The following is a 13,794-nucleotide window of genomic DNA, read 5'->3' as shown; positions in this document are numbered from 1 at the left end:
GGTGGCGCGGCACGGGTATTGGCCCGTGCAGGAACAGACGGAAAGCTTATGCACACGCGGATACCGAATTTTCTGACCCTGTTGCGGCTGATCGCGGCGCCGATGGTCGGGCTGATCTATGTGCTGTTGCCCTCGCCCTTTGCGGATTGGATTGCGCTGGGCCTGTTTGTGGGCGCGGCGCTGACCGATTATCTGGACGGCGTGCTGGCGCGGCGCTGGAATGTTGTCACCGCCTTTGGCCGGATGCTTGACCCGATTGCCGACAAGGCGATGGTGGTCATCGCGCTGGCCGTGCTGGCTGTGCGCTGGAACGGCTATATTCCGGTGATGATCCCGATGATCCTGATCCTGTTCCGCGAGGTGTTCGTTTCGGGCTTGCGCGAGTTTCTGGGGGCCGATGCGGCGCGCCTGCAGGTTACGCGGCTGGCGAAATACAAAACCGCCGTGCAGATGCTGGCGATCACGCTGCTGTTTGGCGCGCTGCTGGCCAGCCATTACCTTGTCATGCTGACCTGGGGCATGGATGGCGCGATGGTCGATGAAATCATGGCCGGCCGGGTTGATGACATCTACGGGCTGCGCCTGCTGGAGCCGCTGGTGAATTTCACCTGGTGGGGCGGCATTGCCATGCTGTGGCTGGCGGCCGTGCTGACTGTGCTGTCGGGGCTTGATTATTTCGTAAAGGCGCTGCCCTATCTCAAGGAGCCCGAGGCATGAAGGTGCTGTATTTCGCCTGGCTGCGCGAGCGGATCGGCGCGGCCAGCGAAGAGGTTGAGAGCGCGGCCACCGATGTTTCCGGGCTGGTGGCCGAGCTTGCGGCGCGCTCTGAAGCCCATGCGCTGGCCTTTAGCGACATGCGCGCCGTGCGCGTAGCCCTGGATCAGCAACTCGGCACGCTCGATGCGCCTTTGGCGGGGGTGCGCGAGGTGGCCTTCTTCCCGCCGATGACCGGGGGCTAGGGATGGGCGTTTCGGTGCAGGCCGAGGATTTTGACCTTGGCGCGGAACTGGCGGCGCTGCGCGCCGGGCGCAGCGATATCGGCGCGCTGGTCAGCTTCAGCGGGCTGGTGCGCGATATGCCGGGCGGCGGCGGCGGGCTGACACTGGAACATTACCCCGGCATGACGGAAAAGGCGCTGGCCGCGATCGAGGCCGAGGCCTGCGCGCGCTGGGATTTGCAGGCCAGCCGGATCATCCACCGCTATGGCGCGCTGGCACCGGGGGCGCAGATTGTGATGGTCGCCGCCGCATCGCGCCACCGCCACGCGGCCTTCGAGGCGACGAGCTACATGATGGATTACCTGAAATCACGCGCCCCGTTCTGGAAGAAAGAGGGCGCAAGCTGGGTTGATGCACGCGAGGCCGACGAGGCCGCGCTGGCGCGCTGGACGCGCGAAGCCTAGTAGCGGATCACCTTGACCCAGCTGCCGACCGGCGGCAATTCGCCGGGCTCAAGCCCGTTCAGCACGGCAAACCAGTCGGCCGCAGCACTTTCGGCGGGGGCATCGGCGGTAAGCGATGCAACGCTGTCTTGCGCGCGCAGCTGATGGGCAGTCAGAATATAGGGCGCCAGTGCCGCGCCCGCATCGACCGGCAGGGCCGCAAAGCTGGCAACGGCCTCGGCCATCGCGCCCTGTGCGGTATCAGCCCCGCGCGCCGAAAGCGCGGTAAAGCGGTAGATTGTGCCGTTCAGGCGGATGGCGGTCAGGGTCATTTCCTGGTTGCGGCCCCGAAAGCGGCGGGTCAGCCGCGCCTGTGCGGCCTCGAGCCCGTTGATTTCGGTGCTGCGCACGCGGCTCAGCCGCGGGCGGGCCTGGCCGGTCTGGCGCAAGGCCGGCGCCCATTCATCGGCGATGAAGCGGCGCAGATCGCCCCCGCGGTCGCGCCCGCCTTCCATGATCAGCATGGCCCCGTCAGGGCCGCGCGCGCGCACGGCCTGCGCTGTGTTTTGCAGGGTAAAACCTTCGGGCACCAGAAAGGAAAACCCCAGCTCGCTATGGATGAAGGCGCGCCCGCGCACCATGCCCTGCGCGGGGCTATCGCCAAAAATCATTCCGTCAATCGCCGCCAGATAGGGTTCGGTGCCACGGACCGGCGGCTGGATGTAGGCCATGCTTTCGGCCAGGTCTCTGGCGCGCGCAATGCGCTCATCGGGCGCGGGGTGGTCGGCAAAGAACGGCACTTGCGACGGGTTGAAGCCACGCCCCTCCAGCCGGGCAACCAGCGCATATTGCGCACGCATCGCGACCAGAAAATCGGCGGCGGCATAGGGGTCATAGCCCGCTGCGACCAAAATCGGAATGCTCAGCGCATCGGCCTCGAATTCCTGTTCGCGACTGAATTCCATTTGCCCGCCAACCGCCGATTCGACGGTGTTGCGCACGGCATCGGCAAGGGGCGATTCGCTGCCGCTGATCAGCCCGCCTAGCAGGCCGCCCAGAAGATCGCCCACAAGCTCGCCGCTGTTATCCTCGGCCTGAACCGCAAGCCGGGCTTCAACATGCGCCGCGGTCACATGCACGATTTCATGGCCAAGCACGGCCGCCAGCTCGGCCTCATCCCCCGCAAGGGCCAGCAGGCCGCGCGTGATATAGACATAGCCGCCGGGCAGCGCGAAGGCGTTCACGCTTGGGCTGTCCAGCACTGTGAACTGCCAGTCTTCGTCGGGTTGCTCGCTGACGGCAACAATGCGTGCGCCAATCGTGGCGACATAGTTGATGAGCGCCTCATCGGGTATTTCACCGCCGAACCGGGCCAGAAGTTTCGGATGGTTCTCGGCACCGATCGCCGCCGCATCGGCGCTGCGTTCAGGCCCGGCACCGGCGGCGCCGCCCAAAGCCAGCACAAGGGATGCGGCCAGTGCCAGCCATCTCGTCTCAAAACGTCGCTTCATGCTTTTGCCCAATTCTGTCTGCCGGTTCAGCTTGGCAGAGCGGCCCCGGCGCTGCAAGCCACCTGCGCGGATTGCCGCCCAGCCCGCGCCAGCGCCCGCCAGCCCGCGCCAGCCCGCGCCAGCCCGCGCCAGATCGTGCCGAAGGCGGATGAGTATTGACCGGGCGGCGCCACAGGTTCAAACTTCCAGGGTTTCTACGGGCGCATCACGCCGCCCGAAAACCCACCTGAAGGAGCCTGTTATGAAAATCAGTTTGCTATCGCTTTTTGCCGCGACAACCCTGCTGGCCGGCTGCGAAACCGCCCCGCCACCCGCCCCCGCCGAAAATGAGGTGATCATGCTCGAATCCGAGCCGGCACCCTCGGTTGAAGAGGTTCTGTCCTTTTAAGAAGACCACGCCGGGCGGTGTCATCCGCGCCGCCCGCCTGCGGTTTTCACTGGTGTCATTGCGCGGAATTTTCAGGAGAGCCGCCATATGGACTTACGCAAAACCGCGCTTTTCATTGAGACAACGAAAACAGACGGGTTTGGCCAAACCTGTGCGCCGATTACCCGCGTGGTTGCGATAGCGGTGTTTCGTAGCCCGGTTGCGGGCCGATTTACCGAAGATCTTTCCGAACTGTTTGACATTGGCGGCACCCTTGCGACCCGGCTTTTTGGCGATGCGGTGGCCGCATTGCCGGGCCTGCCCGTCAGCTATGGCAAGGCGGCGCTTGTCGGCGTGGGTGGTGATATGGAACATGGCGCCGCGGTCATCCACCCCAAGCTTGGCAAGCCGATGCGCGCAGCAGTTGGCGGCGGTCAGGCGCTGATCCCCTCCAATGTCAAAATCGCAAGCCTTGGTGGCAGCATAGACCTGCCGCTTGGCCATAAGGATGAAGCATGGTCGTTTGACCATTTTGACACGATCACCATCGCGATTGGCGATGCGCCCCGCCCCGATGAAATTGTGCTGTGCATGGGTGTTGCCGATGGTGCGCGCCCGCATCCGCGTGTAGGCAAAGGGCCGATTACCAGCTGACTTCGGCCAGACTAGTCATGCGTTTGCATGAACATATACACCCAGTCACCCTTGTAATCCGGTGTTTCGGCGCGCAGTTCGGCAATGCGTGTGCGCAGCCATTCAAGATAGGGTTGCGCCGGTTCCACAGGGTCGCGCAGCCCTTCATAAAGCGGCACCGAGCTGGCATAGGCCACAACCAGTTCCAGCCCGAAGGGCGGGCGCACGCGCAGCTCGACCCCGGTGCCATCGTCGCGGTCATCGCCCACGGCAATCAGGTCGCCCGGCTGGTATTGCACAAGCGCCTCCCACTGGTTAGGGCGCAAATGCAGCACATTGCCCTCGGCATCGAAGAAATCGACATAGACATAGGCGGGAAAATCATAGGCGCGCATACGGATGATCACCCGCTCGCCCTCGGCATATTCAAAGGTGGTCAGCTGGGTTTGCGCGCCAAGCTGTAGCGGGTCGCGGGCTTGCAGGCGGCTTTGCGGCAGGCCCAGATCCTCCACCGCTTCAAGCATTCCGCATTGGGGCGATGGCAGCACGATCACATTGCCTTCAACGGGAATGGAATCGCCGAGCTTGGCGCGCAACTCGGCCAATATCGGATTGGCGGCATTGGCGTCGGGCACATGGCCGCGCAGTTCCAGCGTGCCGGTTTCGGGCACAAAGGTGGCCGAAAGCCGCGCGCAGGGGACCGAGTCGAGCAGATCGGCCATGTCATCACGCGGCGAGCCAGCCTCACTGGCCGTGTCCAGCGGGCGCATGAAGCTTTCAACCGCGGCCAGCGAAACCGGGTCGATATCGCCCGCGCCCGCCCAGCCGGTTGTTGCGGAAATTGTGGTGACGTCGGGCCTGGCCTGTGCGGCAAGCTCGCCTTGCGGCGCCAGCGTGGCGCTGGCCTCGGCCACCAGGGCGCTGGCGGCGGTGGGGGCAAGGCGCGGCGCACCGGCAACAAGCTGTTGGCCCGGCGGGGCGGCGGCGGCAACCGCTTCGGGCATGGCGGCTTGTGCGGCTTGCGCGGCGGGGGGTGTGGCAGCGGTCAGCCTTTGTTCAGCCAGTGCCAGCGTGGCGCTGACCTCGCTTGCCGGCGCAGTGGCCGCCGTTGCGGTTTGCGCATTCGGCGGGGCTTCGGCCAGCCTTGGGCCCTGCGCGGTGAGCGCGGGCACCGGCGCGCCACCGGCATCGGGTGTGGCGCTGAGCGGCTGGCTGGGCAGGCTGGCGGCCTGGGCTTGCGCGCTTGGCACGGCCCCGGCCGTGGCAGCGGCACCGCTGGCATCCTCGGTTTCAGCCGCTTCGGCATCGGGCTGTTCGGGCGTTGCATCCTGCCTTTCGACCACCTCGCTTTGCACACGGACCTTGCCGCGCATTTGCGGCTGGTCCTCCAGCGGTTCGGGCTTCACGGCGATCAGCACAAAGCCCGCAATCGCCGCATGGGCCAGCAGCGAAATGCCAAGGCCCGCGCCCCAGGTTATGGCCCCGCGCGCGCCGCTCATATCGGGTTTGGCGTGACGACAAGCACAATGTCGCCCACCCCCGCTGCTTCGATATCGGCCACAAGCGGCAGCAGGATCGACAGGCGCAGCGCGCCATGCGCATTGACCCGCACCAGCAAATCGGGCCGGCTTTCGCGCAAGGCGGCCAGCCGCGCCACCAGCGCCGCTGCATCAAGCTCAACACCATCCAGCGCCATTTGCCCCTCGGCCCCGATGGATACGGTCAGCCCGCCGGTGGGCAGGTCTTCGCCCAGCACCGAAATCGGCGGGGACACGTCGAACGGGGCGGTGGCATCCATCCGCCCGACCAGCATGAAAAACACCAAGAGAAAAAACACCACGTCGATGAGCGAGACCAGCGGGTCGGGCATTGTCAATCCGCGGCGGGCTTTCAGCCTCATTGCCCGCCCTCCGGCCTGATGACGCGAAGATCGGTCACGCCAGCGGCGGTGGCGGCATCAATCAGCCCGACAAGCGCCTGCGCATCGGCCGCACCCGAGGGCAGGACAAGCACGCGCAAGCCGGGGTTATCAGCCACCATGTCGGCCAGTTGCGCCCCGAGCGTGGCAATTTCCAGAACCTGCCCGCGCAGCCGCACCTGCCCGGCGGCGCTGAGCTGCACCAAAAGCGGCGCACCGGCGGCGGCGCTGGTGCCGGGCGGGGCTTCGGCCTCGTCACTGCTTTGCACCATCGGCATCATGTCCAGATCCAGATAGGTGGATGTGACCATGAAAAACACCAGCAGGATCAGCATGACATCGATCAGCGATGTCATGGAAATCAGCGCGCTGGGTTTTCTGCGCCGGGCAAGCTGCATGTCAGCCGCCCCGCGCGCGGGCAATCAGCAACAGGCGCCCGGCGGAAGATTCGATGCTATGCGCCGCACGTTCGGCGCCTGCCGAAAACAGGCTTGCGCCAATTGCCGCCGGAATGGCCACGACCAGCCCCACGGCGGTGGTCAGCAAGGCCTGCCAGATACCGCCGGCCAGCACCGAGGCATTGGCCGAGCCTTCGGCCATTTCAAGTTCTTGAAATGACTGGATCATCCCCAGAACCGTGCCGAGCAGGCCCAGAAGCGGCGCGATCAGCGCCACCAGCTCCAGCACGCGCAGCCAGCGGTTCAGTGCCTCGACCTCGCCATTGCCGCGCCGGGTCATCTCGGCATCGAGTGCGGCGACCGACAGGCCGGATTTCAGCCCCGCCACACCATAGGCAACCACACGCCCCGCTGGCCCCTTGCCACCGTCAAGCGTGGCGGCGGCGGCATCGTCCTGGCCTTGCTGCAACTGGTCAAGCGCCGTGACCACGCGCTTCCCCCCGCCCGTGCCCATGAACTGGATGGCCTTGACCACCATCACCGCGATGGACAGAACCGACAGGGCGGCCAGCACAATGATGACCGGGCCGCCATCGGTGAGCAGCCGGCTGATAAACCCCATCATGTTACTGCACCAGCGGTGCTGTGGCGCGCGAGCTTAGCTCCAGCATGGGAAAACAATCGGTCTCTTCGCCGTTCTGCGGGCGGCAGCTTGGCAGATCATGCAGCAAGACCGAGCCGACATCGCCACAGTCCAGCCCCGGAATGCCGAACAGCTTCAGCGTTGTGCGCCCGGCGGGCAGGGGGGCGGCGTCGATTGTCAGCAGCCGGTCGATCACGCCTTCGCTGTCCAGAATCGCCAATGACATCTCGAAGCCTTCAAAGCTTTCGCCGGTGGTGTTTCCGAACAGGAAATACGCCTGACAGCCCTCATCCGTCGGCTCGAACTTGTTCAACTCTACCGAAATCGCGCCGGTTTGCGCATGAACCATGCCGGCAATCAGCGTGGCGGCCAGCCCTAAACCCAATGTTTTCATCACATGCTCCAAAGAATTCCCCGAATCCGGCGATGCTAGCACAGGTTTGAATTTCGCCAAATGCTAAGGCGGGGGGCGGCGGTGCAATTGACATTGCGCGCAGCCGGGCCTAGCCCTTGCGGGTTGGCGCAGGAGCTATGCGAATGTCGAATTTCACCCAAACCCCAACCGCAGCAACCCCAGCCGCAGCGCCCGAAAAGAAGGGGCTTGTCCTTGGCGCGGTGGGGGCGTTGCTGTTGCTGGCGGCGCTCGATCAAACCATCGTTTCCACCGCCCTGCCCACGATCGTGGCCGAGCTTGGCGGGCTGAACCACCTGTCCTGGGTGGTAACCGCCTATCTGCTGACCTCGACCGTGACCGCACCGCTTTATGGCAAGCTGGGCGATCTTTATGGCCGCAAGCTGATGATGCAGATCAGCGTCATCATCTTTTTGCTGGGTTCGGCGCTTTGTGCGCTGGCCGAGTCCATGACCTTCCTCATCGCCGCGCGTGGCTTGCAGGGTGTGGGCGGCGGCGGGCTGTTCGTGCTGGCCCTTACCGTGGTAGGCGATGTCGTGCCCGCGCGCGAACGCGGCAAGGTGCAGGGCATATTCGGCGGCGTTTTCGGCATTTCCAGCGTGGCCGGTCCGCTGATGGGCGGGTTTTTCGTCGATGCGCTGAGCTGGCACTGGATTTTCCTGATCAACCTGCCCATCGGCATTGTCGCGCTGGTCATCTTCGCTGTGGCCTTCAAGGCGCGCGGCACGCGCACGCGCCATGAAATCGACTATTCCGGCGCGGTTCTGCTGACCGGCGCGCTGTCGGCGCTCGTGCTGTTCACCTCGCTTGGCGGGCGCAGTTTTGCCTGGGATTCGCCCATCATCATCGGGCTGATCCTGTTCAGCATCATCGCAACGCTTGGCTTCATCCGGGTGGAATCGCGCGCCAGCGAGCCGATTTTGCCGCTGGGCCTGTTCAGGCACCGCACATTTGCGGTTTTTGTCATTCTTGGCTTCATCGTCGGTGTCGCCATGCTTGGGGCCATCACGTTTTTGCCGCTCTATTTGCAGGTGGCCAAGGGGGTATCGCCCACCGCCTCGGGCCTTCAGATGATTCCGATGACCTTTGGCATTTTGCTGGGCTCCATCACCTCCGGGCAAATCATGAGCCGCACGGGCCATTACAAGATGCTGCCGATTGTCGGCGCGGTATTCATGTTTGCCGGAATGCTGCTGCTTGCGCGGCTCGACGCAAACAGCACGGCAGCTATGGTTGGCCTGTCTATGGCGGTTCTGGGTATTGGCCTGGGGCCGATGATGTCGGTCTCGACCACGGCCACGCAAAACGCCCTGCCGCGCGAAATGATGGGGGTGGCCACCGCCGGGCTGACGCTGTTTCGCCAGGTGGGCGGCTCGATCGGCGTGGCGCTGTTTGGCGCGGTGTTCAGCATCAGGCTGGCCGTGGGCATGGGCAATGCGCTGCCCGCGGGCGTCAGTGCAGATTCGCTGCGCGGCGACATGGTCGCCAGCCTGCCGGACCCGGTGCGCGTGGTTGTGCTTGAGGCCTTTACCAACGCGCTTGCCCCAATTTTTCTGCTGGGCGCCGCAGTGTCGGTTGTGGGATTCATCGTCGCCTTCTCCATTCGCGAAGTTCCGCTGCGCAGCCGCACCGACCCACCCCCAATGGCGGAATGAACATGACCAGCTTGCCCGATTTCAAGCTCGAAACACATTTCTCCAAATGGGAGTTTGCGGCGCGCTATCATCTGACCGCCTCTGATGCCGAAAGCATGAGCCTGGCCGACCTGCTTGCGCTGGCCAGCCCGGCGGCGCGGGCTGGCTTTGAAAACCTGTGGCTCGGCTATACCGAAACCTATGGCGCGCCTGATCTGCGCACCGCGATTGCCGCCACCTATGCGCAGCAAAGCCCCGACAACATTTTGTGCTTTGCGGGCGCGAGCGAGGGGATTTTTGCCGCCAATACCGTGCTGCTTGACCGTGACAGCCATGCGATATGCATAACCCCGAATTATCAAAGCCACGAAACCCTGCCGCTGGCGATTTGCGACGCCACCGGCATTCCGCTTGACCCTGCCGACAACTGGTCGCTCGATATCGACCGGCTCGCCGCCGCCATCCGCCCCAATACCCGGCTTGTCACCATCAACTTCCCGCATAACCCCACGGGCGCAATTCTTGCGGCCGATCGCTACACCGCGCTGATTGATCTGTGCCGCATGCACGGCATCTACATTCTGCATGATGAAATTTTCAACGGGCTTGGCCCCAGCGGCACGCAGCATCTGCCCTTCATTGCCGATGTTTACGAGCGTGGCTTGTCGCTCAACGTCATGTCCAAAGCCTATGGCCTGCCGGGGCTGCGCATTGGCTGGATCGCCTGTCAGGACAAGGAATTGCTGTCGCAAATGGAGCGGATGAAGCATTATCTCTCTATCTGCAATTCCGCCCCCAGCGAGCGGCTGGCGCTGATCGCGCTTGAAAACCGCGCGCAAATCCTTGCCCGCAACAACGCGCTGATAGATGAGAACCTGCCCAAGCTCGCCGCCTTTTTCGCGCGCCATGAGAACCTGTTCGAATGGTCCGCGCCCCAAGGCTCCTGCATGGGGTTCGTGCGCTATAAAGGCGCTGACGGGGTCGAGGCCTTTGCCCGCGATCTGGTGGAACAATCCGGCGTGCTGGTGCTGCCAAGTTCGATCTATTCCTCGGCCCTTGGCCAAACACCGCAAGACTATTTCCGCATCGGTTTTGGCCGTTCGGGGCTGGATGAGGCCCTTGCCGCATTCGAGGCGCATCTGGCGCGCAACGGCTAGCGCCGGTGGTTGACAGGCCGCGCGGTGCTGGCCATCCTGACCACAGTTACAACCAAAGGTTTTGCCATGAAAACGTATTATGCCGCATTTGCCCTAAGCGCCCTGCCGCTTGCCGCCGCCGCCCAAACCACCCCCGCCGATGTGCTGGCCGACTGGCAGGCGCTGGACGCGGCGTTTGGGTTTATGGAAATGTCCTATACCGTCACCACCGAAACGCGCGACTTTATCCGCCTTGATGATTTTGTCATCACCAGTTCCATCGACATGGGGTTTGGCAGCCTCGATTTCACCGCAAATCTCGGCTGGGCCGAATTGCGTGCGCAGGCCGATGGCACGGTGGCCTTTAGCGAAGCCGACACCATTATTCTGGATATGGCCAGCACGATGGAGATGGCAGGCGAGGTGACGCGCAGCGAAGCGCGCTCAACCCTGCAAATGCTGGGCGCCAGCACGATCATCGGCGGCACGCCCGGCCTGCACAACTATACCGGCCAGTATGACGAGATTCAGATCACCACCCAGCAAACAAGCTGGTTCAACGAGGGTGAGCCGGTCAAAACCACCGACACGCAAACCCATCGGGGGCTCGATTACACCTACACCATCCCTAGCGCGCCTCTGGGCATGGCCAGCTTTTCCTACAGCGTTGAAAGCGCGACCATAGCCACAAGCGTGCCGGCCGATCCGGCAAGCGCCATGCCCATTTCGGTTTCGACCGATATGACCATCGCCGCCCGGCAGGATGAAGGGCAGATCAACCTTGCCGCCTTTGCCGGCGAAACACTCGACCTTGGCGCGCTTGATTTTGCACTCAGCAGCACGGCTGAGGGCATGACGATGGACATGACTGGCGCTGGTATGCAGGTGCAGATGCGCTTTGGCGCGATGACCGGCGCGATGGCCCTGAATGCGCAGACGGTTTCATTCGCATTCGATATTTCGGATATTACCGCGCGCAACGCGATTATGGGTCTGCCGGTTGAATTTTCCTTCGACCGTTTCGCTGTTGATGCCAGCGCCCCGCTTGGCCCGCGCCACCGCATCGGCACCAGCCGCTTCGCGCTGGATATCGAGGGCTTCACGCTCGATGACGCGCTTATGGCGATGATGGACCCAAGCTCTGACCTTGGCCGCGGTCCGCTCGATCTGTCTGTCTCTGCCGAAGGCCAGACATCGGCGCTTTATGACCTTGCCAACCCGGTCGACCCCGAAACGATGGAGCCGCCCGAACTGCGCAGCTTCCGCTTTGATGTTGCGGGCGCGTTTACCGATTTCAACTTCACCGCCGACGGTTCCGGCCAGATGCAGGATGACAGGCCGGTCGGCACCGGGCAGGCTTCGGTGATGAACCTGCAATCCATGCTCGAACGGCTTGCCGCAGTGGGGCTGATCAGCAGCTTTGACATGTCGCTCGCCCAGGGGATGATTGCCGCCATGTTCACCCCCGGCCCGGCACCCGGCAGCCTGCGCACATCGGTTGAAATGCGCGCCGATGGCACGATCTGGGTGAATGGCGTGCAAATGCAGTAGCCGCGCGGCCGGTTTGCCTTGAGCATTGGGCGGCGCGCCCCTAAGTAGGGCGCAAGCAACAGGAGTGCGCCATGCCCCATAATCTTCAAGCCCTTGCCGAAAAGGCGCTCGCCGCCGCCAAAGCCGCCGGGGCCGGGGCCGCCGATGTGCTGGCCGTGGCGGGTGACAGCCTGTCGATCGAAGTGCGCCAGGGCGCGCTGGAACATGCCGAGCGGGCCGAGGGGGTTGACCTTGGCCTGCGGGTGCTGATCGGTAAGCGGCAGGCCTGTATCTCCATCTCCGACATTCGCGATGATGCGATTGAAACCGCCGCCGCGCGTGCCGTGGCAATGGCCAGGCTCGCCCCGGAAGACGCCTATTGCGGGCTTGCAGACCCCGACCAGCTCAGCGCGCTGCGCGCCGCCGATGGGTTGGAGCTGGAAGAGCCGGGCGATGCCCCCAACCCCGCCGATCTGCAGGCGCTGGCCTGCCAGGCCGAAGCGGCGGCGCTGGCGGTAAAGGGTGTGGCACAGGTGCAATCTGCCGGGGCCGACTGGTCGCGCCACAACATATGGCTTGCCGCCAGCAACGGGTTTTCGGGCGGCTACGCGCGCTCGTCACATTCGCTGGCGGCTGTGGCCATTTCCGGCACCGGCACGGCGATGGAGCGCGACTGGGCGGCGGAATCACGCATTTTCAAAGGCGATATGCCGAGCGCCGAGGATATCGGCCAGCGGGCAGGCGCGCGCGCTGTCGCGCGTTCCGGCCCGCGCAAACCGCCCACCGGCGCCTATCCGGTGCTGTATGACGAACGGGTCGCCTCTGGCCTTATCGGGCATCTGCTTTCGGCCATCAACGGGGCGGCCATTGCGCGCGGCGCAAGCTGGCTGCGCGATGCTTTGGGCGAGGCGGTGTTGCCCGAAGGCATGGACCTGGTGGAAAATCCGCGCCGTGCGCGCAGTGCCGCCTCACGCCCGTTCGATGCCGAAGGCCTGCCCACCCATGCCCGTTCCTGGGTGGAGGATGGCCGCCTCCAGGGCTATGTGCTGGACCTTGCCACGGCGCGCAAACTGGGCATGGATGCCACGGGCAATGCCGCGCGCGGCACCGGCGGTCCACCGGCGCCCTCCACCACCAATCTGGCGCTGACACAGGGCAGCCTGAGCCGCGAAGACCTGCTCCGCGAGATGGGCACCGGCCTGCTGATCACCTCGCTCATCGGTTCGTCCATCAATGCCACAACGGGCGATTATTCGCGCGGGGCTTCCGGCTTTTGGGTAGAGAATGGCGAGATTGCCGGCCCGGTCAACGAATGCACCGTGGCCGGCAATCTGCGCCCGATGCTGGCCAGCCTGATTGCCGGCAATGACGCGCAGATGCACAAATCCCACCAGATCCCCAGCCTGCTGGTCGAAGGGCTGACCATTGCTGGCGCCTGAACTTTCGCTGCTGGTCGATGCAGCACTTGAGGCGGGCGAGATTGCGCGGCGCCATTTCGGCAACGGCCCGGAAAGCTGGGACAAGGGTGACAGCCAGGGCCCGGTCTCCATCGCCGATATCGAGGTCAATGACATGCTGCGCGCGCGCCTGTGTGCCGCCCGCCCCGGCTATGGCTGGCTGTCGGAAGAAAGCCCCGACGATGCCGCCCGCCAAACGCCCGCGCGCACCTTCATCATCGACCCGATCGACGGCACGCGCGCCTTTCTGGCGGGCGAGCATAGCTTTGCGCATTCGCTGGCACTGGCCGAAGGCGGCGAGATCATCGCCGCCGTGGTGCATTTGCCCATGCGACAGGAAACCTATACCGCCAGCCGTGGCGGCGGCGCGTTTCTGAACGGTGTGCCATTAAGCGTTGGCGCGGCCCCGCTGTCGCCAAAGGCCCGCATCCTGACCAGCCGCGCCAGCCTGAATGCCGAACACTGGGCGCATGGCGCCCCAGCTTTTGCGCGCCATTTCCGCCCATCGCTGGCCTGGCGGATGTGCCTTGTCGCCGCCGGCCATTTCGACGCCATGATCACCCTGCGCCCCACCTGGGAATGGGATGTCGCCGCCGGTGCGCTGATCGTGGCCGAGGCGGGGGGCGCTGTGCTGACCCGCTCGCTTGCCCTGCCGCGCTTCAACAACCCCGACCCGCGCCTGAACGGGCTGCTGGCCGGGCCAAAGCCGCTTGTGGCAGAACTTGGTTCCGCGCTCAAACCCGCTGGCCAATAAGGCGAAAGCGGTGCTAAAAG

At 64.5% G+C, this 13,794-nt stretch carries 16 protein-coding genes; 10 read left to right on the top strand and 6 right to left on the bottom strand.

Annotated elements, in window-relative coordinates; all coding sequences use genetic code 11:
- Nucleotides 1–48: 48 nt before the first annotated feature.
- From pgsA to LGT41_RS02380, 3 genes are read left to right on the top strand one after another with little or no spacing between them, the layout of a single operon-like run.
- Nucleotides 49–717 carry a CDP-diacylglycerol--glycerol-3-phosphate 3-phosphatidyltransferase gene (gene pgsA, locus LGT41_RS02390; protein ID WP_274128429.1) on the top strand — a complete coding sequence of 223 codons (669 nt, stop codon included), beginning with the start codon at nucleotides 49–51 and terminating at the stop codon, nucleotides 715–717.
- Nucleotides 714–959, top strand: a complete 246-nt coding sequence (moaD, locus tag LGT41_RS02385) for a molybdopterin converting factor subunit 1 (protein ID WP_274128428.1) — start codon at nucleotides 714–716, stop codon at nucleotides 957–959. Before pgsA ends, moaD begins: the two co-directional genes overlap by 4 nt.
- A gap of 2 nt (nucleotides 960–961) precedes the next feature.
- Nucleotides 962–1,402: a molybdenum cofactor biosynthesis protein MoaE gene (locus tag LGT41_RS02380; protein WP_274128427.1), complete on the top strand. Its 441-nt coding sequence runs from the start codon at nucleotides 962–964 to the stop codon at nucleotides 1,400–1,402.
- Here LGT41_RS02380 and LGT41_RS02375 read toward each other — a convergent pair.
- On the bottom strand, nucleotides 1,399–2,892 hold the full coding sequence (locus LGT41_RS02375; RefSeq protein WP_274128426.1) for a M48 family metalloprotease: 1,494 nt from the start codon (nucleotides 2,890–2,892) through the stop codon (nucleotides 1,399–1,401). The genes LGT41_RS02380 and LGT41_RS02375 overlap by 4 nt on opposite strands.
- 241 nt (nucleotides 2,893–3,133) lie before the next feature.
- Between LGT41_RS02375 and LGT41_RS02370 the strand changes: the two genes are divergently transcribed.
- The gene (locus LGT41_RS02370; RefSeq protein ID WP_274128425.1) at nucleotides 3,134–3,280 is read left to right on the top strand and encodes a hypothetical protein; all 147 of its coding nucleotides are present in this window, start codon (nucleotides 3,134–3,136) and stop codon (nucleotides 3,278–3,280) included.
- Nucleotides 3,281–3,367: 87 nt separating this feature from the next.
- Nucleotides 3,368–3,913 carry an amino acid synthesis family protein gene (locus LGT41_RS02365; RefSeq protein WP_274128424.1) on the top strand — a complete coding sequence of 182 codons (546 nt, stop codon included), beginning with the start codon at nucleotides 3,368–3,370 and terminating at the stop codon, nucleotides 3,911–3,913.
- Nucleotides 3,914–3,924: 11 nt separating this feature from the next.
- Here the strand turns inward: LGT41_RS02365 and LGT41_RS02360 are convergent, their stop codons facing one another.
- The 5 genes from LGT41_RS02360 to LGT41_RS02340 are packed head-to-tail and all read right to left on the bottom strand — an operon-like array spanning nucleotide 3,925 to nucleotide 7,245.
- On the bottom strand, nucleotides 3,925–5,391 hold the full coding sequence (locus tag LGT41_RS02360; RefSeq protein ID WP_274128423.1) for a DUF4384 domain-containing protein: 1,467 nt from the start codon (nucleotides 5,389–5,391) through the stop codon (nucleotides 3,925–3,927).
- Nucleotides 5,388–5,792 (bottom strand): ExbD/TolR family protein, encoded by a 405-nt coding sequence (locus tag LGT41_RS02355; RefSeq protein ID WP_274128422.1) that lies wholly within the window; start codon nucleotides 5,790–5,792, stop codon nucleotides 5,388–5,390. Before LGT41_RS02355 ends, LGT41_RS02360 begins: the two co-directional genes overlap by 4 nt.
- Nucleotides 5,789–6,208, bottom strand: a complete 420-nt coding sequence (locus tag LGT41_RS02350; protein WP_274128421.1) for an ExbD/TolR family protein — start codon at nucleotides 6,206–6,208, stop codon at nucleotides 5,789–5,791. Before LGT41_RS02350 ends, LGT41_RS02355 begins: the two co-directional genes overlap by 4 nt.
- Before the next feature lies 1 nt (nucleotide 6,209).
- A complete protein-coding gene (locus LGT41_RS02345) occupies nucleotides 6,210–6,833 on the bottom strand; it encodes a MotA/TolQ/ExbB proton channel family protein (protein ID WP_274128420.1) in 624 nt (207 codons plus the stop codon).
- 1 nt (nucleotide 6,834) lies between these two features.
- A complete protein-coding gene (locus tag LGT41_RS02340) occupies nucleotides 6,835–7,245 on the bottom strand; it encodes a hypothetical protein (RefSeq protein ID WP_274128419.1) in 411 nt (136 codons plus the stop codon).
- 143 nt (nucleotides 7,246–7,388) lie between these two features.
- Between LGT41_RS02340 and LGT41_RS02335 the strand changes: the two genes are divergently transcribed.
- The 5 genes from LGT41_RS02335 to LGT41_RS02315 all read left to right on the top strand — a co-directional run bounded on the left by LGT41_RS02335 (nucleotide 7,389) and on the right by LGT41_RS02315 (nucleotide 13,774).
- Nucleotides 7,389–8,918, top strand: coding sequence for an MDR family MFS transporter (locus LGT41_RS02335; protein WP_274128418.1), 1,530 nt, complete (start codon nucleotides 7,389–7,391; stop codon nucleotides 8,916–8,918).
- A 2-nt stretch (nucleotides 8,919–8,920) separates the two neighbouring features.
- Complete coding sequence (locus tag LGT41_RS02330; protein WP_274128417.1) at nucleotides 8,921–10,054, top strand: pyridoxal phosphate-dependent aminotransferase; 1,134 nt, start codon at nucleotides 8,921–8,923, stop codon at nucleotides 10,052–10,054.
- A gap of 66 nt (nucleotides 10,055–10,120) precedes the next feature.
- Nucleotides 10,121–11,584 carry a hypothetical protein gene (locus LGT41_RS02325; RefSeq protein WP_274128416.1) on the top strand — a complete coding sequence of 488 codons (1,464 nt, stop codon included), beginning with the start codon at nucleotides 10,121–10,123 and terminating at the stop codon, nucleotides 11,582–11,584.
- A gap of 71 nt (nucleotides 11,585–11,655) precedes the next feature.
- On the top strand, nucleotides 11,656–13,002 hold the full coding sequence (locus LGT41_RS02320) for a TldD/PmbA family protein (protein ID WP_274128415.1): 1,347 nt from the start codon (nucleotides 11,656–11,658) through the stop codon (nucleotides 13,000–13,002).
- Nucleotides 12,989–13,774 (top strand): 3'(2'),5'-bisphosphate nucleotidase CysQ, encoded by a 786-nt coding sequence (locus LGT41_RS02315; protein ID WP_274128414.1) that lies wholly within the window; start codon nucleotides 12,989–12,991, stop codon nucleotides 13,772–13,774. The genes LGT41_RS02320 and LGT41_RS02315 overlap by 14 nt, the downstream gene beginning before the upstream one ends.
- The last annotated feature ends 20 nt before the right edge of the window (nucleotides 13,775–13,794 follow it).

The sequence above is a fragment of the Abyssibius alkaniclasticus genome, from assembly GCF_020447305.1.
GTDB classification, from domain to species: domain Bacteria; phylum Pseudomonadota; class Alphaproteobacteria; order Rhodobacterales; family Rhodobacteraceae; genus Abyssibius; species Abyssibius alkaniclasticus.
Note: the sequence above shows the minus strand (reverse complement) of the source record. Positions and strands in the feature narration are given on the sequence as shown.